Genomic DNA, 19,341 nt, shown 5'->3' with positions numbered 1-19,341 from the left:
ACGTTTTTTTTTATGGAATTCTTTGCATGGTTTGCTCATAAGTATATTATGCATGGCTTCCTTTGGCACTTACACGAAGATCATCACGTAAAAAACCCTGGAGAACATTGGGTAGAAAAGAATGATTCATTTTTCATCATATTTGCTACCCCTGCTATAATTTGCATCATTTTAGGAACATCTCTTTCTATCCCTTTTGTTTTACCAATTGGAATCGGAATTACCATTTATGGCGTTGCGTATTTCTTTGTTCATGACTTATTTATTCATCAACGCATTAAGGTACTTCGAAAGACTAAAAATAGATATTTCTTAGCCATTCGAAGAGCCCATAAAGTACATCATAAACACTTGAGTAAGAAAGATGGTGAGTGTTTTGGAATGCTAATTGTACCAATGAAATACTTTAAAAAAGTATAAAACAATTAGAACTCTACAATTACAAACTCTGTGCGACGATTGGCCTTTTTACCTTCTTTCGTAGTATTATCAGCTATTGGCATCGACTCTCCATATCCTTTAGCCTGTAACCTATTATCATCAATCCCTGCTAATTTCATATAATCCTTAACTGCTTCTGCCCTACTTTGGGACAGTTTTAAATTAAGAGTTTCAGCACCAACATTATCCGTATGTCCACCTATTTCTATAACCATCGTCGAATTCTTCTTCATCAAGTCTACAGCCTTATTTAGCTCTACATAGCTAATAGGTTTTAACTCGGCGCGACCAGACTCAAAGAAAATATTATTTAAAACAACCTTAGTACCTTTCTCAATTGGTTCTAGCAATATGTCTTTAGTTATTTCTAAATATGAAGTATCCTTTGGCAAATCAAAACTTTGAGAATAAAAGAAATAGCCATCCTTACTTGCAGATACGCTATAATTCCTACCTACTGGCAACACAACCAAATATTCTCCAGTTATAGAATTACTTTTATTCAAAGCTAACATCTCTCCATTATCAAGATCCTCTACCATTACCACAGCCTCAATAGGAGCATCATTATTAGAATTTTTTACAAGACCTTGAATCACCAATGAAGGCTCTGGTTTTAAAAACTCTGGTAATTCTACTTCAAATATGTCATAATTTTTTGGATCTAATCTGGATGATGCAAAGTAAGCTTTTCCAGAAGCTGAAGTAGTGAAATTTTTATCATCACCTGATGAATTAATTGGCGCACCTACATTTTGAGGTTTCATCCATCTACCTTCATTAAATACTGCAAAGAAAATATCTTGACCTCCATATCCAGGGTGTCCATTACTTGCATAGTAAAGTGACTTTCCATCGGGAGCTAAATATGGACTACTATCTTTAAAAGGGGTATTTACAATACTTCCTAAATTCACGGCTACTCCCCATTGTCCATACTGGTTTTTCGAAGTCATATATAGATCTATACCTCCATACCCTCCTTTTCTAGCAGAGGCAAAAATAATACGAGTCCCATCTGAACTTATTGTAGGTTGAGAATCCCACTCAGGACTATTAACTACATTGCCCATATTAACAGGTTCAGTCCATTTCGTTCCTTTTAAGTGAGTAATATACAAATCGCAATTGCCTACACTTTCTTTTTCACCACATCGAACATAGACCATTGTTTGACCATCCCCTGAAAAGGAAGCCCCAAAATCATCTTTATCAGAGTTAATTGGAGCAGGCATTAATTGAGGTGTACTCCATTGACCATTGACCAAATCAGAATAAAAGATATCTTGAGCCACTTTACCAGAATCGGATAATACACCTCCTGACCGTGAACTTGTAAAATACATCTTAGTACCTGTTGGACTTACTTGTGGAGTAAGGTCATTTGATGAACTATTTATAGAAGACACCTCTACAGGATCTGAAGTAGTTGGAGACATAACCCTTACGTCTCTACTTAATTCAGCATACTTTAATCTATTATATCCAACATGACGTTTTAATGTGTTCTTTGGTGATTTAGAAGTCTTTTTTAAATAATTCCGTAAGTACTTTTTAGCAGAAGAGAACTCTCCCATCTCTACATACATCTTTCCAGCCTCTAAATAAAAAATAGAGTTGAAGTCTGGATTCAAATACTCAATCTTTTTAAAGGCATAAGAAGCTTCTTTATAATGTTTTAGATTCTTCTGAGCCATAGCAGTCAAATACCAAGCATGCTCCATGTCTGGCTTTAATTTCAAAGTTTCCTTTAAAAAACTAATAGACTCAGGATAAGCTCTTCTATTATAAGCCCTTACACCTTTATTATAAGAATTCTTATAATCTTGTGCTAATGCTACTATTGAAAGAAATAAAAAACAGAATGAAATGACGAATGTTTTTTGGATCAAATTCATAAAGTAATATTGTGTAAAAACTCAATTTAACATTAAAAACCTAAAACTATAAAATTGATCTCTTTGACTACCATAATGACAAATTCTAATGACTTTGACTCCTGTTTTAAAAACTCACTAATCATATTGGTTACACAACTTTCAGGTTAGAATTTAAAAATCAATAATATTGTTTTTAGCATCATTTATACTCTCTAAACAATGACAGATTACAAATAACAATGGCCTTATAAAAGCAAAGCACAAATTAATTTCAAAGTATCATGCTTTTGATTGACTAATGCTTAGTAAGCATAAAAAAAGCCATTCCGTAAAACGAAATGGCCCAATATATTCTAAGTATTACTAGTTTACTTCACTTGATCAACTACAGCTTTGAAAGCTTCAGGATGATTCATTGCAAGATCAGCCAATACTTTTCTATTTAACTCCACATTAGCTTTAGCTAATTTACCCATAAACTGAGAGTAAGATAAACCATGTTCTCTAGCCCCAGCATTAATTCTTTGAATCCAAAGTTTTCTAAACTCTCTTTTCTTAACTTTTCTATCTCTATAAGAGTATCCAAGTCCCTTTTCGACAGCGTTTTTAGCTACTGTCCATACATTTTTACGACGTCCGAAATAGCCCTTGGCTAATTTCATTACGTTCTTTCTTCTAGCCCTACTAGCTACTGTGTTTACCGATCTTGGCATAATTTTAAGTTTTTTTGATAATTGGCGTCTTTTAAATCAAGAACTTAATACCAACCACCTGGTGAAAAATAAAACCTAATTCTATTATCTAACAGAATTAAATATTGAGCATTTCTTTAACATTAGCGACATCTGACTTGTGTACTAGACCCATTTTTGTCAAATTTCTCTTTTGTTTAGTTTCCTTCTTGGTCAAGATATGACTTTTGAAAGCATGCTTTCTCTTAATCTTACCTGTTCCAGTCAGTTTAAACCTTTTTTTAGCTCCTGCTTTAGTTTTAACTTTTGGCATTTTACTTTATTAATAAATATTACTTTTTCTTAGCTGTTTTAGGTGCAAGCATTAAGAACATACGCTTACCCTCTAATTTTGGGAACTGCTCAACCTTAGCATGTTCTTCTAAAGCTTGAGCAAATTTGAGTAACAATATTTCACCCCTTTCCTTAAATACAATTGTTCTTCCTACAAAGTGTACATAAGCTTTAACCTTAGCACCTTCGCTCAAGAATTTTGTAGCATGATTGAGTTTAAAATTAAAATCATGATCATCAGTGTTAGGACCAAATCTAATTTCCTTTAACACGGACTTATGAGCTTTAGCTTTAATCTCTTTCTGCTTTTTCTTTTGCTCGTACTTAAACTTTGAGTAGTCAATGATCTTACAAACTGGAGGATCTGCATTTGGCGATATTTCAACCAAATCCAGCGATTGCTCCCTAGCCATTGCAAGAGCCGCCTTAGTAGAATAAACATCCACTTTAACATTCTCTCCTACAACCCTAACCTCACGAGCCGTAATCTTATCATTTACTTTGTAGGGCTCCTCTACGCGTCCGCGATTCCCCCTTCTTCCTCTAAAACCTTGCTTAGCGATCTTTAATTATATTTTAGGTTACTGAATTTTTTCAAGCTGCAAATATCAAGATAATTTTATTATAATACAATCAAAGATCCCTTAATATAAATAGTAATAATAGTGGCTTCCCACATCAAAGTGTCCACCTTTATAAAGACAATCTTAAATACCTAGTCTATTTAAAATACTTCAATCAGCTACAAAATGAACTCGACCTAGAACCTATAACACTGATATTCTAACACTTAAGTAGATTGAAATAAATATTTTGATTTTAAGAATCTAAATACATTTCTTTGCACAGATTTTTAAACCAAACAATAAAAAGAATGTCTGATATTGCACAAAAAGTAAAGTCAATCATTATCGACAAATTAGGAGTAGAAGAGTCTGAAGTATCTGCAGAGGCTAGCTTCACAAACGACTTAGGTGCTGATTCTCTTGATACAGTAGAATTGATCATGGAATTCGAAAAAGAATTCAACATTTCTATTCCAGATGACCAAGCTGAGAACATTGGCACTGTAGGTCAAGCTATAAGCTATTTAGAAGAAAACGCAAAATAATTAACTTCTCGAACGAGAAATAACACCCAAATATGCAACAACTCAAACGCGTTGTAGTAACAGGCATTGGTGCTCTCACACCTATCGGAAATACTTCTGAAGATTATTGGAATAACCTTTCGAAAGGTGTGAGCGGTGCTGCGCCGATCACTAGATTTGATGCTGAAAAATTCAAAACAAGGTTTGCTTGTGAAGTAAAAAACTATGACCCTTTAGATCATTTTGATCGTAAGGAGGCTCGTAAAATGGATCTTTTCACTCAATTCGCTCAAATTGTATCAGCTGAAGCAATGGCTGATTCTGGATTAGACATTGAAAAAATCAACGTTGATAGAGCTGGGGTCATTTGGGGGTCTGGAATTGGAGGATTAAGATCTCTCCAAGACGAAGTAATTGATTTTACAGAGGGCGGACATACTCCTAGATTTAATCCTTTCTTCATTCCTAAAATGATAGCGGATATTGCTCCGGGATTAATCTCTATTAAATACGGATTCAGAGGTCCAAACTTCACTACTGTAAGTGCATGTGCTTCAGGCACAAATGCAATTATTGATTCTTTCAATTATTTAAGGTTGGGCATGGCCGACGTATTCATTACTGGAGGTTCTGAAGCAGCGGTTTGCCAGGCTGGAATCGGTGGTTTCAATGCACTCAAAGCTTTATCTGAACGAAATGATTCTCCTGAAACAGCATCCAGACCTTTTGACAGGGAAAGAGATGGTTTCGTTTTGGGTGAGGGAGCTGCAGGTTTAATTCTTGAAGAATATGAACATGCTAAGGCAAGAGGCGCCAAAATATATGCTGAATTGATTGGAGGTGGCATGTCTGCTGATGCTCATCATATGACTGCTCCACACCCCGAGGGTTTAGGTGCTAAAAACGTGATGATTAATGCAATTAACGATGCTGGAATAGATAAAACCGAAGTTGATTATATCAATGTTCATGGAACTTCTACACCACTAGGGGATTTAAGTGAGGCATTGGCAATAAAAGATGTTTTTGGAGAGCATGCATATAATTTGAATATTTCGTCTACAAAATCAATGACTGGTCACCTTCTTGGCGCTGCTGGTGCTATTGAAGCGGCGGCCTGTATTCTAGCTATTCAAAATCAAATGGTACCGCCAACAATCAACCACTCTGGAGATGACGAGAAGTTTGATGCCAAATTGAATTTCACGTTCAATAAAGCACAAGAAAGAGAAATTAATGTGGCTGTAAGTAACACATTTGGTTTCGGAGGTCATAACACCTCTATCATCTTTAAAAAATTCGAAGAATAACAATCAAAATAGAGCAGTCTGTTTTTCTTTAGTAAATCAAAAAACCGAGCATACTCTAATGCTATAAATCGAATTACTGGGCAATCCCCAAAAAATCTCGATTTATATCACTTAGCTATGAGACATACGTCAGTAGCTAAAGAAAAGAGAAAAGGGTTTCTTGAATCCAACGAAAGATTAGAGTATTTAGGCGACGCTGTGCTTGGCATGGTAGTCGCAGAATACCTTTTTAATAAATACCCTTTTAAAGACGAAGGATTTCTAACAGAAGTCAGATCGAGATTGGTTAATAGAGAGCATCTAAACCAATTAGCAAAAAAAATAGGATTATCTGATTTAATAGAGTATAGTGGTAGCCCAAAGGGTAACACTCTATCATTTAAATCGATTTATGGAGATGCATTAGAAGCACTAATAGGAGCATGTTACCTAGACAAAGGGTATAAAAAGACGAAAATTTTTATCCTTAAAAAACTCCTAATTCCACACGTAGATTTAGATCTTATAATAAGTACTACAACCAACTTTAAGAGTAAAATTATCGAATGGTCGCAGAAAGAAAATAGAAATTTAATTTTTGAGGTCAACGAAATTAGCAACAACAATCACTTCAAGAAATTTGAAGCTGTTATCTTAGTAGACGAAAAAGAAGTGAGTAAAGGTCAAGGGCTAAGTAAGAAAAAAGCAGAACAAAATGCTGCAGAAAAATCTTGTCAGATTCTGAACTTGATATAAAACTCGATAAACCGATGAAACAAGTAAAAATCGGTGGTGCAGCACTTAATCAAACACCAATTGACTGGGAAAAAAATTTCCAAAACATTCTATCTGCTATTAAAGATGCAAAAAATCAACAGGTAGATATTCTCTGTCTTTCTGAATTGAGCATTACTGCGTACGGGTGTCAAGACTTGTTCTTAAGTGAATGGATCTCAGAAACAGCTCTAAAGAAACTAATAGAGCTCATTCCATTTACTGAAGATATAGATATAATTGTCGGTCTACCCGTTATACATGAAAGTAAAACTTATAACAGTATTTGTTACATAAGTAATACTAACATTCTTGGGTTCTACTGTAAACAGTTTCTTGCAAATGACGGCATTCATTATGAAAAACGGTGGTTTGACCCATGGCCAAGTAACTTGATTAAAAATATTGAAATTGAAGGACAATTATATCCTATAGGAGATATTACAATAAGTTCACATAGTATCAATATTGGGTTTGAGGTATGCGAGGATGCCTGGCACATAGACCGCCCAGCGTGTCGACTTGCAGGGAAAAACATTGATCTTATAGCTAATCCCAGTGCTAGTCATTTTGCACTAAATAAAATACATCAACGAGAAACACTTGTAATCGATAGCAGTAAAAAATTTGAGTGTCACTATTTGTACGTTAATCAACTGGGTAACGAATCAGGACGTGTGATTTACGATGGGGATGTTTTAATTGCAAGTTATGGTACATTAAATACTAGAGCAAACCGACTATCTTTCAAAGACTATACTTTAGCAACACATATATTAGGTACGAATAGTCAAGCTAAACTAGAAAAACACCCAAGTCAAAACGAAGAGTTTGGAGCTGCTGCCTCTCTTGCCCTCTTCGACTACATGAGAAAGAGTCGATCCAAAGGCTATACGCTTTCTCTAAGTGGGGGTGCTGACTCTTCTTCTATAGCGGTACTCGTTGCAGAAGCAATTCGTAGAGCTGTCGATGAATTAGGTATTGAAGAGTGTATTAAAAAACTCAACCTTCCTTCTGTAAACTCTTCTAATTCACAAGAAGCTGTAAAAGCTATTGTTGGTCAAATCTTATTTACAGCTTACCAAGGAACAAAAAATTCTGGAAATAGAACGTTAGAATCGGCCCGTGAACTCGCCCGTTCTATTGGAGCACAATTCACTGACTGGAAAATTGACAATATCATTCATGAGACACATAATATTGTAGAAGAAGCTATTGACAGAAAACTCACCTGGGAGACAGACGATATCGCACTTCAAAATATCCAAGCTCGCTCCCGTAGTCCTTTGATATGGATGATTGCTAACATTCAAAATTCAATTTTGCTAACTACCTCAAACAGAAGTGAGGGAGATGTAGGATATACCACTATGGATGGTGACACTAGTGGAAGTCTAGCTCCTATTGCTGGTATAGACAAACCTTTCATAATACAGTGGCTAAAATTTGCAGAAAAAGAGCTTGGGTATACTGGGCTCAAATATGTAAATAGCCTTACTCCTACTGCTGAACTTCGTCCAAAAGAATATGTACAAACTGATGAGGATGACTTAATGCCATACTGGATTATGGTAAAAATAGAAAAGTTAGGTATCTATCAAAGAAAATCTCCATTAGAAGTATTCTATACTCTTCTAGACGAATTGGACATCGAAAGAAAAGTTTTGAAAGGTTACATCAGTAAATTTTACCGACTGTGGTCAATTAACCAATGGAAAAGAGAAAGATTAGCTCCCTCATTTCATATCGATGACTTTAATGTCGATCCCAAGACTTGGTGTAGATTCCCTATACTATCAGGTTCGTTCAAAAAAGAGCTGGAAGACCTAGAAAAACTTTAATTATTTTTTGATTTGATATATTTTACCTGGCAAAGAATTGACCAAACCAGCAAATTCCAAATTTAAGAGTAAGCTTACAACTTGGTTAACCGAAATCTGAGTTTTCCAGCTCAACTCATCTAGATGAAGCCCTAAGTGAAAGTCGGAAAGTACAGTCAAAACACTCCTCTCCTTTTCTGACAAACCAGAAAAGTCAAAAGCAGGCATGTTCACTACTTTCTCGCCTTGCTTATCCCAATTCATCAAGTATTCAATATCTTCTACCCTCGTGAAAATATTTGCTTTTTGATTTCTAATTAGATGATTACACCCTTCGGAATGAGGGGAATTAAGATTTCCTGGTACTGCGAAAACCTCTCTATTATATGAATGTGCAATATTCGCAGTAATTAACGCTCCACCTTTTTTAGCTGCTTCTACTACTATCAAAACATCAGACATACCTGCTATTATCCTATTTCTTGCTGGAAATAAATGAGCATCTGGTTGAGTACCTATCGGTTGTTCAGACATGATACCTCCCGTCATCTGCATCTCATCAGAACTTTTTCTATGTATAGCAGGGTATATCCAATCTACACCACCAGCTAAAACACCGACAGTAGGTAAATTATATTTAAGAGCGGCTCTATGCGCTGTAATATCAATTCCATATGCTAAACCGCTGGATATCAAAACATCATGAGAAACAAGTGACTCCACTATTCTTTCAGTAATCTCTTTACCATATGATGTAGCATTTCTTGTACCAACTATACCAACAACCTTTCTATTTTGATAGGACTTTACTCCTTTGTAGTAAACTAATAATGGAGAATCATTTATTAATTTGAGTTTTTCAGGGTAATCTTTATGATAATACGGAATTATCTCTACTCCTTGATTTTCACACTCATAAACACTTTTCTCTGCATTCTCTAAAATTTCATTACTCTTTAGTGCATCTATTACTTTATCTCCAATCTGGGGAATCTTACGAAGATTACCCTTGGTTTCATTGAAGACCGCCTCTGCAGAACCGCAATAACTAATTAGTTGTTTAGCTATAACATCTCCAACTCCGGAGACTGATTTAAGCGCGATAATATGTAAGAAATCAATTGACATAAATAGGTTAATTAAATATGAAGATTAAGTATCTACTTGTCCAAGCTGTTTCTCATTTCAACTAAAAAACTCCGAAGGCTTTTAAGAGATTCTATTAAATCGATTTTGTCCATTGCTGCTCCAACATCATTTTTGATAAATTCACGAGCTCCATTTAAAGTATAACCTCGTTCTTTAACCAAATGATAAATTAGTTTGATTTTTTTAATATCTTCTTTTGTAAACTGACGATTACCCTTTCTATTTTTTTTGGGAGAAATAATATCAAACTCAGATTCCCAAAAACGAATTAATGAGGTAGCTACACCCAAATCATCAGCCACTTCGCCGATGGTGTAGTATCGTTTTTCTATTTGTCTCTCTTTATACGGCACGATTATTAGCGATCAATATAGAAAATAAAACCTGAATCATCAATTTGAATTTTGCTTTCTGGAAAATCTTTTTCCGTTAACTCTTTTGCAATTTTTATTGCTTTCTTTTTTGAATCAAGTTTAGGGCCACCTGCCCCCAATTGTTTCACCGATATTAATTCACCTTTTAAGAATCGTCCATCAGCATCCGTATAAACTTTGGCAATTGGAGCAATTCCTTTTACTCCTCTCAAACTAAACCTTCCATAAGTACAAAAGTTACCTAAACTATAAGCTATAAAGCGGTCTTTATACAAGTCAAATGCTCTTGTCACATGAGGACCATGCCCAAAAATCACATCAGCGCCTGCATCAACCATCTTTCTAGAAAAATCGTAAACATTCCCCCTATCTTCTCCATAATAAAACTCACGCTTACGTGTCACATGTTGGTGATCTTCACCTTCGGCACCTGCATGAAAAGAAACGATTACAATATCTACCAAAGAATCCAGTTTAGAAACTAGTTTTATTGCTTCATCTTCATGATGTATTAATTGAGTCCCTCTATTTGGAGAAAATGCTGCCAGACCATACATCATTCCTTCTTTTTTAAAGATAGTAATAGGACGTGATAACAAACCTGCAAAATGAATTCCTACAGAGTCTAAAACTCTCATGGTATTATCTCTTCCTGATTGACCAAAATCCCCTGCATGATTATTTGCTAAACTTACTGCATCAAACCCTGATTCAATTAAATTCTCAACGTAGGACTCGGGTGATCTAAAGAGATAACAAACTTTGGGGTTTTTACATTTCTTTTGCTCACCTCCATCATCTAAAATAACCCCTTCTAGATTTCCGAATGTGACATCAGCCAACATAAGAGTGTCTTTTACTTCTTCCCATAAGTCACTGGCGTTATTTGCTGGAAGGTAATTTTTACTAGGAAAGTTGGTTCCCATCATTATATCTCCAACACCTATGAGAGTGACTGTATCTTTTCTGACACGAACTATTTCGATATCAACTTCATCCCCTAGTTGATCAAGAGTATCACCTAGTTGAGTAACTAAATAAACTGGCTCCCTTATTACTTCTGTTGTGTCAGGTTTTAACGAATTATCAGACACTAATGCAGCTTTTTTTTGGGTTTTACACCCCCACAAAAAGCCACCTAGTAGTAAAAGAAAAACAGTAATTCGTTTCATACCTCAAAAATATCTCTGTGAACGAAAATGTCACTTAAAGTTCACAATGAAGTTTTCCACAATGTGCTAATAAAAAAGCCCAGTAAAATATCACTGGGCTTTTAACTCATATTTTCCTCAGTCTTAGAACGAACCAAGAGCTTGGTTTTCAATGGATGACAACCTTAATATCTCTTCATATTCAGTAGGGTTGAGATCCTTACTAAAATAATGTACTGGGTTAATTTTCTTACCATCTTTATGAACCTCATAATGTAAGTGAGGAGCAGTAGATCTTCCAGAATTTCCTACATAACCTATACATTCACCTCTCTTCACTTTTTGTCCTTTTTTAACATTGAAAGCACTCATATGAGCATATTTGGTAACATAATTAAATCCGTGATCTATCTCTACTTGCTTACCATAGCCTCCTAAACTAGATGTAACTTTCTTCACTATTCCGTCTCCTGTAGCATAGATTGGGGTTCCTTTAGGAGCTGCAAAATCAACACCAGGATGCAATCTTCTCACTTTCAGAATCGGATGAATCCTCATACCAAACCCAGATGACAGTCTTTTAAGTTCTTTATTAGATACTGGCTGAATCGCTGGGATGGATTTAAAAAACTTATCCTTGTTGGCTGCCATTTCCATCAGCTCATCATAAGACTTCGTCTGAATATACATTTGCTTCTTAAGCTTGTCAATCCTCTGATGTCCCTCTAATATCAAATCCTCTCTTTCTAGACCCTTATCTAGTAATTCCTTATACCTATTTACTCCCCCAACTCCAGCATTTCTGATAGTGCTAGGAATAGGTTCAGCTTCAAAAATTACTCTATAAACATTATCATCTCGTTCTTGTAAAGATGACATCATGTTTGACATTTCATCTAATTCCTCAAAAAATATCTTGTAATAGAAATCTTTCTCCTCGTTTTCTTTCTCAAGCTGAGTGACAACTGGTGACTTAAAATTTATGTTATACACATAAAATATAATTACAGCCAATATCAAAGATAGAGACAGGAAGCCAAGTGCATTTAGAACAATGTCCCAAGTTGAAACTTTGACTCGTTCATATTTACAGGATTCGGTATCGTAATAGTATTTTATTCTCGCCATATTAACTTAGAATAGCCTAACTTTGTACTTCGTTTGTGGTAGTTAATATTTTTCTATATACGGCTTTATAAATAATAATATAACACGCAATTTAGCGCATTTTTAATAAACACGTAGTGTATTAGAAAATACTTACATTTTATCGGCTAATCATTGATGAATTCTAAACTAATAAGACAAAAGTTCTTACAATTCTTTAAAAACAAACAGCATGAGATAGTACCCTCTGCACCTATGGTACTCCAAAATGATCCAACACTCATGTTTACAAATGCTGGGATGAACCAATTCAAGGATTATTTCTTGGGAGATTCAGATCCTTCTTCACCCCGTATTGCTGATACACAAAAATGTTTGCGTGTATCTGGTAAACATAATGACCTTGAAGAGGTAGGCATGGATACTTATCACCATACCATGTTTGAAATGCTTGGAAATTGGTCTTTTGGTGATTATTTCAAAAAAGAAGCAATCGAGTGGGCATGGGAGCTTTTGACTAAAGAGTTTGACTTACCGAAAGAAAGACTTTATGCTTCCGTTTTTGGAGGTGACCAAGAAGATAAAATGCCTTTGGATCAAGAAGCTTATGACCTATGGAAGCAAATTATACCGGAAGACAGAATTCTTGAGGGAAATAAAAAAGATAACTTCTGGGAAATGGGGGATACAGGTCCTTGTGGACCATGTTCTGAAATCCATATTGATTTGAGACCTCAAGAAGAAATAGACAAGGTACCAGGTCGAGATCTTGTTAACATGGATCATCCACAAGTAGTAGAGGTATGGAACCTTGTTTTTATGCAATTCAATAGAAAAGCTGATGGATCGCTTGAGAAACTACCCGCTCAACACGTAGATACTGGAATGGGTTTTGAAAGGCTATGTATGGCTATTCAAAATAAACAATCCAATTATGATACTGATGTTTTCACTCCATTGATCGATTTTGTATCAAAGCTTTCAGGAGTAAATTATGAAGGCAAGGATAGTAAAACAGACATTGCACTCAGGGTAATTTCTGACCACATTAGAGCAATATCGTTTGCTATTGCTGACGGTCAGCTCCCTTCAAACAACAAAGCCGGCTATGTTATTAGAAGAATTTTAAGAAGAGCGGTAAGATATGGTTATACTTTTTTGAATTTCAGAGAGCCTTTTCTTAATAAAATATTACCAACCCTTGCAGAACAATTCGATGATGTTTTCCCCGAATTAATTGCCCAGCAAGATTTTGTAGCTAAAGTGATCAAGGAGGAAGAAACCTCCTTTTTAAGAACTCTTGAAAAAGGTTTGACAAAACTAGATGGTATCATGACAGATGTAAAGTCAACTTCTAAAACCATTGATGGAAAAACCGCTTTTGAACTTTATGACACTTATGGTTTCCCATTTGACTTAACCTCTTTGATTGCAAGGGAAAACGGGCTGACTGTAAATGAAGAAGCTTTCAACAAAGAGATGGTTGTACAGAAGAATAGATCTAAAAAAGACGCTGAAACTGCTACTGGAGATTGGGTTGAATTGATGTCAATAGATCAAGTTCTTTTCCTTGGATATGATTCTTTAACATCTACTTCTAAAATAGCAAAATATAGAGCAATCGAAGAAAAAGGTAAAAAACTATATCAGATTGTACTTGATCAAACGCCTTTCTATGCTGAGAGTGGAGGGCAAGTAGGTGATATAGGATACATTGAATCTGATGGTAAAAAAACCAGTATTATAAATACGAAGAAAGAAAACAATTTGATAATTCATTTCACTAGTGAATTACCTACAGACATTGAAGCTGAGTTTAGTTGTATAGTAAATGCTAGTAAAAGAAAGCTCACTGAAAATAATCATAGTGCTACTCACCTACTTCATGCAGCTCTTAGAGATGTATTAGGAGACCATGTTCAACAGAAAGGTTCCTTAGTAAATGACAAAGCTCTTAGGTTTGACTTTTCGCACTTTTCAAAAATGACTGATGAGGAAATTGCTAAAGTCGAAAAAATAGTCAACAGCAAAATAAGAGAGAACATCAAATTGAATGAACAAAGAAATGTACCTATCGAAGATGCAAAAAAACAAGGTGCTATGGCATTGTTTGGTGAGAAGTATGGGGATTTCGTTAGGGTAATTACATTTGATAAAAACTATTCCGTTGAGCTATGTGGAGGCACACATGTACAAGCCACTGGCCAAATCGGTTCTTTGAAAATTATTTCAGAGGGTTCTGTAGCAGCTGGTGTAAGAAGAATTGAAGCTATTACTGCTGACAAAGCCGAAGAATATAACAACGTCCAAGAAGGGGTACTTAAGCAAGTATCAGAAATTTTAAATAACCCTAAGGATGTTGTAAAAGCAATAGAATCACTAGTGAATGAAAGAGCTGAGTTAGCTAAAGCCATTGAATCTGTAAATGCTGATAAAACAAAAGAACAAAAAGTAACTTTAGCAAAAAATATTGAGGAGTATAATAGTTATAAAATCCTTGTTTCAGAAGCTAGCTTTCCTGATGCTGAATCACTTAAGAAAATTTCATTTGAATTTAAGAATGAAATAGAAAATTTAATCATGGTATTGGCAGCAAACATTTCAGGTAAGCCACAAATTTCTGTAGTAGTTTCAGAAAATTTGGTATCGACACTTGATTTACATGCTGGTAAAATGGTCAAAGAACTTGCTAAAGAAATAAAAGGTGGCGGAGGAGGTCAACCATTTTTCGCTACTGCAGGTGGTAAAGACATTAGTGGATTATCACAAGTAATTGTAAAAGCGAAAGAGTTAATCAAAAGTGTCACTAACTAATTAATAGACAGTGAAAGAGTATCTTGAAAAATACGACCTCACAGTAGGTCTTGAGGTTCATGTTCAATTAGCCACCAAAAGTAAGCTTTTTGCACCTGACCGAAACAATTTTGGCGATACTGCCAATTCTAATATTAGTCCGATTACTTTAGCGCACCCAGGTACATTGCCTAAGCCGAACAAAATGGCTATTGAGTACGCTATCAAAATGGGATTAGCCTGTCAATGCGACATAGCTAAAAAGACCTCCTTTGATAGAAAGAACTACTTTTATCCGGATCTTCCTAAAGGGTATCAAACGACTCAGGACAATTTCCCTATTGCTCTAGGTGGATATATAAAGGTAAAGAGTGGCGAATCTATGAGAGCCATAAATCTCAACCGTATTCATATTGAGGAGGATGCTGGAAAGTCTATGCACGATACTGAGCACACGGGATCAATGCTTGACTTCAATAGAGCTGGTACCCCACTAATCGAAATGGTTACTGAACCAGAGATTCACTCTGCTGAAGAAGCAGGTAACTTTCTTACTGAAGTACGTAAGATTGTTCGATATCTGGAAATTGGTGATGGAAATATGGAAGAAGGCTCATTAAGGTGTGATTGTAATATATCACTTGCTCCTAAAGGTTCTAACAAATTAGGTAAAAGAGTAGAGATCAAAAACATGAACTCTATTAAAAATGTCCAAAGAGCTATAGAACATGAAGTTAAAAGACAGGGCACTCTACTTGATAATGGAAGAACTATTCTTCAAGAAACCCGAGGGTTCAATGACAATAATGGTGAAACTACTAGCCAACGTTCTAAGGAAGAGGCTAATGACTATAGATATTTTCCTTGTCCCGATTTACTTCCAATTGAAGTTACTCAGGAATGGTTTGATAAAATAAAATCCGAGATGCCTAAACTTCCATCTGATATGGTTAAAACCTTCACAGAAGAGTATGGGCTAACAGCATACGATGCAGAATTCCTTGCTAATTCAAAGGATATGGCCGATTTCTTTATTGCTATGACTCAAAAATGCAATATGTATAAGCGTATCGCCAACTGGACTATGGGACCTATAAAGAATTATTTAAATGAGAATAACATATCGATAAGTGACTTTCCAATATCACTTGATAGAATGGTTGAGATCATTACATTAGTCGATCAAAACAAATTGAGTTTTTCTACAGCTTCTACTCGAGTATTCCCTAAAATGTTGAAATCGGAAAAATCAGCAACAGATATTGCTACAGAACTTGAGCTATTCCAAGATGATAATGAAGATGAATTAATAAAAATAATTGACGAGGTTATCGATTCTATGCCAGACAAGACTAAAGCTTATAAAAATGGAAAGAAAGGATTAAAAGGTCTATTCATGGGACAAGTCATGAAAAAGTCAGGAGGCAAAGCAAATCCTCAAATTGCAAACAAATTATTAGAAGAAGCGTTGAGCAAGTAATTCATATTAGTTACTAAAATCATGAACTTTAAATTATTCACATTAGCTATATGTATACTTTTGGTTACTGCATGTAGTAAACCAGAAGGTATCAAAATCAGCGGCGAACTTTCAGATTTGGAAGAAGGCAAAATAGCCTATATTGATTTAATAATTAATCAAGAAAAGATCCCGGTGGATTCTTTTGAGATCAAGCCCGATGGTAATTTTGAGAAATATATTAAAGTAGATGAACCTGGTTTTTATAGAGTTAGTTTCGATAGACGAAACTATATAAACCTTGTATTGAATGATGAAGATGTAGAAATATACAAGAATACCGAAGATAGTGGTCCCTCCTTCTTAGCTAAAGGATCTACAGATACAGAATTGATTCAAAACATTGCAAAAAGCCAAACTGATTTTGAAAGTGAGGTTTTGCGACTTAATAATGAGTTTAACGAAGCAAGAAGTAGAGAAGATATGACTTCAATGCAAAGCCTTCAGCAGTTATATATCAGAAAAAACAAGGAGCATGCCCAGAACATCAAAAATTCTATATGGGCAATGGATAATTCAATTGCGGGTATTTTGGCAATTAATTTTATCCAAGACTTGGAGTCTGAAGCATTATTTTTAGATAGTCTTGCTACAAAATATGAACAACAACTTCCTAGTTCACCTTATACCGTTGAGTTAAGAGAAACAGCGGACAGTTTTAAAGTATTAGCAATTGGAGCTGATGCGCCAGAAATAGACCTCCCTACTCCTTCTGGTGAGAATTTAAAACTGAGTTCATTCAAAGGAAAGTATGTTTTAATAGATTTCTGGGCAGCTTGGTGTGGTCCTTGTAGAAGAGAGAATCCTAATGTCGTAAAAATGTATCAAGAATATCATGATAAAGGGTTTGAGATCCTAAGCGTGTCTTTAGACCGAAGTAAAGATAAGTGGGTAGAAGCTATAGCACAAGATGGACTTATCTGGAACCATGTATCTGATCTTCTATACTTTAACTCGAAAGCTGCTCAAACTTATCAAATCAATGCAATACCTGCTACGTATTTAATCGGGCCTGATGGAAAAATAGTGGCTAAAAATTTACGAGGAGTATCATTAGAAGCTAAGCTAAAAGAGATTTTTGGATAACTTCATACAATCCACTGATGGCGGTCACTATCACTATTCAAAAAATTATTGTGATAGTGACTGTCTTTCACAAGTCTCAAAACTCTATTAAAATAATTGCTGAATAGCACCCCATAAAGACTTCTTCATTTCTGTCGAGATAGCAACCTTAGACAATGGATCAGAAATTATAATTTTTGTACCCCCTTCATTGTACATAGAGTATTTTACCTTCTGTGTAAAGTTGTAATTTGATGTGAATGCTATCACTTTTTCATAAACACTCAAAGGAATAGGAATGGCATTTGGACGTATATCTACCTGATCCAAAGAACAACTCACAGCTCCTAAAATTTTGGAGAGCAATTCCATATCTGCAATATGCATTTCATCTGTAACCTGACCTTCATAGAGTATCAAGATATCATTTTTAGGCTCATATGAACTAGACACTTCAGAAACTGGCTCTTTTGCCTCTAAAACCTTTGAACCAGGTTTTGGAATAGAAACTTGATTAGAAGTAGAGGAATACATTTCATCTTCGATTATATATATATCCTCATTAATCAAATACTTCAAAAACTCACTACTCATCGGTTAATACATCTTTTAAAGATAGACTTTCCTTTAGTCTCATTTTCCCTGCCATAACTAACCTCAACTCCCTTCGCTGTAAAGCTGTTTTGAAAAATTTCCTTTCTTCTTTTGTTTCTGGTTTAATTTCTGGAACTATTACTTTATGACCTTCATTGTCCATAGCTACAAGTGTATAGAAAGCTGAATTACTTCCTATATGTTGCTTAGTACGAGGGTTCTCAGCAGTCACCTCAATATACACCTCCATTGAGGAATTAAAAGCTCTGGTTACCCTTGCTTTTAAAGTTACTACATCTCCTTGTTTTATTGGTTCAACAAATGACACGTTATCAACTGATGCCGTAACCACTACACAATTAGAATGTCTTTGCGCTGCTATTGCTGCTGATACATCCATCCATTCCAAAAGTCTGCCTCCAAATAAATTATCTAGAGAATTAGTATCATTCGGTAACACTAATTCGGTCTTAACTACTTCTGATTCCTTTGGCGTTTTATTTATTCTTTTCATTTCCTCCATCCCTGCTTTCCTAATAATGGTACAAAACTAAAATTATGAAACTCTTCTTGTGATAACTTTGAATCAGTTACTCTCGTTATTCGAAGCATCTTCTGTACTTTATCATCCCCTACGGGAATTACCAATTTACCTCCAACCTTTAGTTGCGAGATTAATGCTTGAGGTACAGTCGGTGCACCTGCTGTTACTATTATTGCATCATACGGAGCATACTGATCATTACCTAAAGAGCCGTCTCCAATTATGTAAGTTGGATTATATCCTAAAATGCCTAATTGCTTTTGTGCAATTAAAGACAATCGCTCCTTATACTCTATGGTCACAACGTTTGCCCCTACTTCCAATAAAATACAACATTGATAACCAGAGCCAGTACCAATTTCCAACACATTATGACCTTCACTTATATTCAAAAGTTCTGTTTGGAAAGCAACTGTATAAGGCTGAGAAATAGTTTGCCCTTCAGCTATAGGAAAGGCTTTATCTTGATAAGCATGTTCTAAAAAAATTTCATCGAAAAATACATGTCTAGGAACCTTACCTATTGCATCTAGTACTTTCTTATTACTAATTCCTTTCTCCACTAGCTTTCGAACTAGAGATCGACGCATTCCTTTTTGCTTATATGTATCTTTTATATGGCTAACGTCATAATTCATCGTGGCCAAAATTATATCAATATTTATGTTTCTCGATTTCTACACACCTTAATTTTACTATCATTACAAAATCATAGATAATCGTAAA

The 19,341-nt window shown here is 35.2% G+C and carries 19 protein-coding genes; 8 read left to right on the top strand and 11 right to left on the bottom strand.

Annotation, left to right across the window (positions count from 1 at the left end; translation table 11 throughout):
- Positions 1-12 precede the first annotated feature (12 nt).
- Positions 13-420, top strand: coding sequence for a sterol desaturase family protein (locus tag DKG80_RS03715; RefSeq protein WP_245906950.1), 408 nt, complete (start codon positions 13-15; stop codon positions 418-420).
- Positions 421-425: 5 nt separating this feature from the next.
- Here DKG80_RS03715 and DKG80_RS03710 read toward each other — a convergent pair whose 3' ends face one another.
- The 4 genes from DKG80_RS03710 to infC all read right to left on the bottom strand — a co-directional run bounded on the left by DKG80_RS03710 (position 426) and on the right by infC (position 3,909).
- On the bottom strand, positions 426-2,339 hold the full coding sequence (locus DKG80_RS03710) for an OmpA family protein (protein WP_109829932.1): 1,914 nt from the start codon (positions 2,337-2,339) through the stop codon (positions 426-428).
- 350 nt (positions 2,340-2,689) lie between these two features.
- Entirely contained in the window at positions 2,690-3,034 is a 345-nt protein-coding gene (gene rplT / locus DKG80_RS03705) for a 50S ribosomal protein L20 (RefSeq protein WP_109829931.1), read from the bottom strand.
- A 97-nt stretch (positions 3,035-3,131) separates the two neighbouring features.
- Positions 3,132-3,326, bottom strand: a complete 195-nt coding sequence (gene rpmI / locus DKG80_RS03700) for a 50S ribosomal protein L35 (RefSeq protein WP_109829930.1) — start codon at positions 3,324-3,326, stop codon at positions 3,132-3,134.
- Between the two features lie 19 nt (positions 3,327-3,345).
- A complete protein-coding gene (gene infC, locus DKG80_RS03695; RefSeq protein ID WP_109829929.1) occupies positions 3,346-3,909 on the bottom strand; it encodes a translation initiation factor IF-3 in 564 nt (187 codons plus the stop codon).
- A 311-nt stretch (positions 3,910-4,220) separates the two neighbouring features.
- Between infC and DKG80_RS03690 the strand changes: the two genes are divergently transcribed.
- The 4 genes from DKG80_RS03690 to nadE are packed head-to-tail and all read left to right on the top strand — an operon-like array spanning position 4,221 to position 8,340.
- Positions 4,221-4,457, top strand: a complete 237-nt coding sequence (locus tag DKG80_RS03690; protein ID WP_109829928.1) for an acyl carrier protein — start codon at positions 4,221-4,223, stop codon at positions 4,455-4,457.
- 32 nt (positions 4,458-4,489) lie between these two features.
- Complete coding sequence (gene fabF / locus DKG80_RS03685; protein ID WP_109829927.1) at positions 4,490-5,746, top strand: beta-ketoacyl-ACP synthase II; 1,257 nt, start codon at positions 4,490-4,492, stop codon at positions 5,744-5,746.
- Positions 5,747-5,764: 18 nt separating this feature from the next.
- A complete protein-coding gene (gene rnc, locus DKG80_RS03680) occupies positions 5,765-6,481 on the top strand; it encodes a ribonuclease III (protein WP_109829926.1) in 717 nt (238 codons plus the stop codon).
- Between the two features lie 14 nt (positions 6,482-6,495).
- A complete protein-coding gene (gene nadE, locus DKG80_RS03675) occupies positions 6,496-8,340 on the top strand; it encodes an NAD(+) synthase (protein WP_109829925.1) in 1,845 nt (614 codons plus the stop codon).
- On the opposite strand, the gene dprA is transcribed toward nadE, so the two are convergent.
- The 4 genes from dprA to DKG80_RS03655 form a co-directional block, all read right to left on the bottom strand.
- Entirely contained in the window at positions 8,341-9,447 is a 1,107-nt protein-coding gene (gene dprA / locus DKG80_RS03670) for a DNA-processing protein DprA (protein WP_109829924.1), read from the bottom strand.
- A gap of 32 nt (positions 9,448-9,479) precedes the next feature.
- A complete protein-coding gene (locus DKG80_RS03665; protein ID WP_109829923.1) occupies positions 9,480-9,821 on the bottom strand; it encodes a MerR family transcriptional regulator in 342 nt (113 codons plus the stop codon).
- A 5-nt stretch (positions 9,822-9,826) separates the two neighbouring features.
- Positions 9,827-11,014 (bottom strand): CapA family protein, encoded by a 1,188-nt coding sequence (locus DKG80_RS03660; RefSeq protein WP_109829922.1) that lies wholly within the window; start codon positions 11,012-11,014, stop codon positions 9,827-9,829.
- Between the two features lie 123 nt (positions 11,015-11,137).
- Entirely contained in the window at positions 11,138-12,121 is a 984-nt protein-coding gene (locus tag DKG80_RS03655) for a M23 family metallopeptidase (RefSeq protein WP_109829921.1), read from the bottom strand.
- Between the two features lie 156 nt (positions 12,122-12,277).
- Here DKG80_RS03655 and alaS point away from each other — a divergent pair, with 156 nt between their 5' ends.
- From alaS to DKG80_RS03640, 3 genes are read left to right on the top strand one after another with little or no spacing between them, the layout of a single operon-like run.
- Positions 12,278-14,914, top strand: a complete 2,637-nt coding sequence (gene alaS, locus DKG80_RS03650; RefSeq protein WP_109829920.1) for an alanine--tRNA ligase — start codon at positions 12,278-12,280, stop codon at positions 14,912-14,914.
- Positions 14,915-14,924: 10 nt separating this feature from the next.
- Positions 14,925-16,373, top strand: a complete 1,449-nt coding sequence (gene gatB, locus DKG80_RS03645) for an Asp-tRNA(Asn)/Glu-tRNA(Gln) amidotransferase subunit GatB (protein ID WP_109829919.1) — start codon at positions 14,925-14,927, stop codon at positions 16,371-16,373.
- 21 nt (positions 16,374-16,394) lie between these two features.
- On the top strand, positions 16,395-17,498 hold the full coding sequence (locus DKG80_RS03640; RefSeq protein WP_109829918.1) for a TlpA disulfide reductase family protein: 1,104 nt from the start codon (positions 16,395-16,397) through the stop codon (positions 17,496-17,498).
- An 87-nt stretch (positions 17,499-17,585) separates the two neighbouring features.
- Here DKG80_RS03640 and DKG80_RS03635 read toward each other — a convergent pair whose 3' ends face one another.
- The 3 genes from DKG80_RS03635 to DKG80_RS03625 are packed head-to-tail and all read right to left on the bottom strand — an operon-like array spanning position 17,586 to position 19,253.
- On the bottom strand, positions 17,586-18,071 hold the full coding sequence (locus DKG80_RS03635) for a hypothetical protein (protein ID WP_109829917.1): 486 nt from the start codon (positions 18,069-18,071) through the stop codon (positions 17,586-17,588).
- Positions 18,064-18,585 carry an acyl-CoA thioesterase gene (locus DKG80_RS03630; protein ID WP_109830202.1) on the bottom strand — a complete coding sequence of 174 codons (522 nt, stop codon included), beginning with the start codon at positions 18,583-18,585 and terminating at the stop codon, positions 18,064-18,066. The genes DKG80_RS03635 and DKG80_RS03630 overlap by 8 nt, the downstream gene beginning before the upstream one ends.
- Entirely contained in the window at positions 18,582-19,253 is a 672-nt protein-coding gene (locus tag DKG80_RS03625) for a protein-L-isoaspartate(D-aspartate) O-methyltransferase (protein WP_109829916.1), read from the bottom strand. The genes DKG80_RS03630 and DKG80_RS03625 overlap by 4 nt, the downstream gene beginning before the upstream one ends.
- Between the last annotated feature and the right edge of the window lie 88 nt (positions 19,254-19,341).

Origin of the sequence: Reichenbachiella versicolor, assembly GCF_003171675.1 — a bacterium.
GTDB lineage: Bacteria > Bacteroidota > Bacteroidia > Cytophagales > Cyclobacteriaceae > Reichenbachiella > Reichenbachiella versicolor.
The sequence above is the reverse complement of the archived record's forward strand: the minus strand, read 5'-3'. Positions and strand labels throughout refer to the sequence as shown.

Excerpts from the sequence above, each read along its gene's own strand:
- DKG80_RS03660 (WP_109829922.1), bottom strand. The coding sequence starts at position 11,014 with ATGAAACGAATTACTGTTTTTCTTTTACTACTAGGTGGCTTTTTGTGG.
- rplT (WP_109829931.1), bottom strand. The coding sequence starts at position 3,034 with ATGCCAAGATCGGTAAACACAGTAGCTAGTAGGGCTAGAAGAAAGAAC.
- fabF (WP_109829927.1), top strand. The coding sequence starts at position 4,490 with ATGCAACAACTCAAACGCGTTGTAGTAACAGGCATTGGTGCTCTCACA.
- rpmI (WP_109829930.1), bottom strand. The coding sequence starts at position 3,326 with ATGCCAAAAGTTAAAACTAAAGCAGGAGCTAAAAAAAGGTTTAAACTG.
- DKG80_RS03690 (WP_109829928.1), top strand. The coding sequence starts at position 4,221 with ATGTCTGATATTGCACAAAAAGTAAAGTCAATCATTATCGACAAATTA.
- alaS (WP_109829920.1), top strand. The coding sequence starts at position 12,278 with ATGAATTCTAAACTAATAAGACAAAAGTTCTTACAATTCTTTAAAAAC.
- DKG80_RS03640 (WP_109829918.1), top strand. The coding sequence starts at position 16,395 with ATGAACTTTAAATTATTCACATTAGCTATATGTATACTTTTGGTTACT.
- DKG80_RS03715 (WP_245906950.1), top strand. The coding sequence starts at position 13 with ATGGAATTCTTTGCATGGTTTGCTCATAAGTATATTATGCATGGCTTC.
- DKG80_RS03625 (WP_109829916.1), bottom strand. The coding sequence starts at position 19,253 with ATGAATTATGACGTTAGCCATATAAAAGATACATATAAGCAAAAAGGA.
- nadE (WP_109829925.1), top strand. The coding sequence starts at position 6,496 with ATGAAACAAGTAAAAATCGGTGGTGCAGCACTTAATCAAACACCAATT.
- DKG80_RS03655 (WP_109829921.1), bottom strand. The coding sequence starts at position 12,121 with ATGGCGAGAATAAAATACTATTACGATACCGAATCCTGTAAATATGAA.
- DKG80_RS03710 (WP_109829932.1), bottom strand. The coding sequence starts at position 2,339 with ATGAATTTGATCCAAAAAACATTCGTCATTTCATTCTGTTTTTTATTT.
- DKG80_RS03635 (WP_109829917.1), bottom strand. The coding sequence starts at position 18,071 with ATGAGTAGTGAGTTTTTGAAGTATTTGATTAATGAGGATATATATATA.
- DKG80_RS03630 (WP_109830202.1), bottom strand. The coding sequence starts at position 18,585 with ATGAAAAGAATAAATAAAACGCCAAAGGAATCAGAAGTAGTTAAGACC.
- dprA (WP_109829924.1), bottom strand. The coding sequence starts at position 9,447 with ATGTCAATTGATTTCTTACATATTATCGCGCTTAAATCAGTCTCCGGA.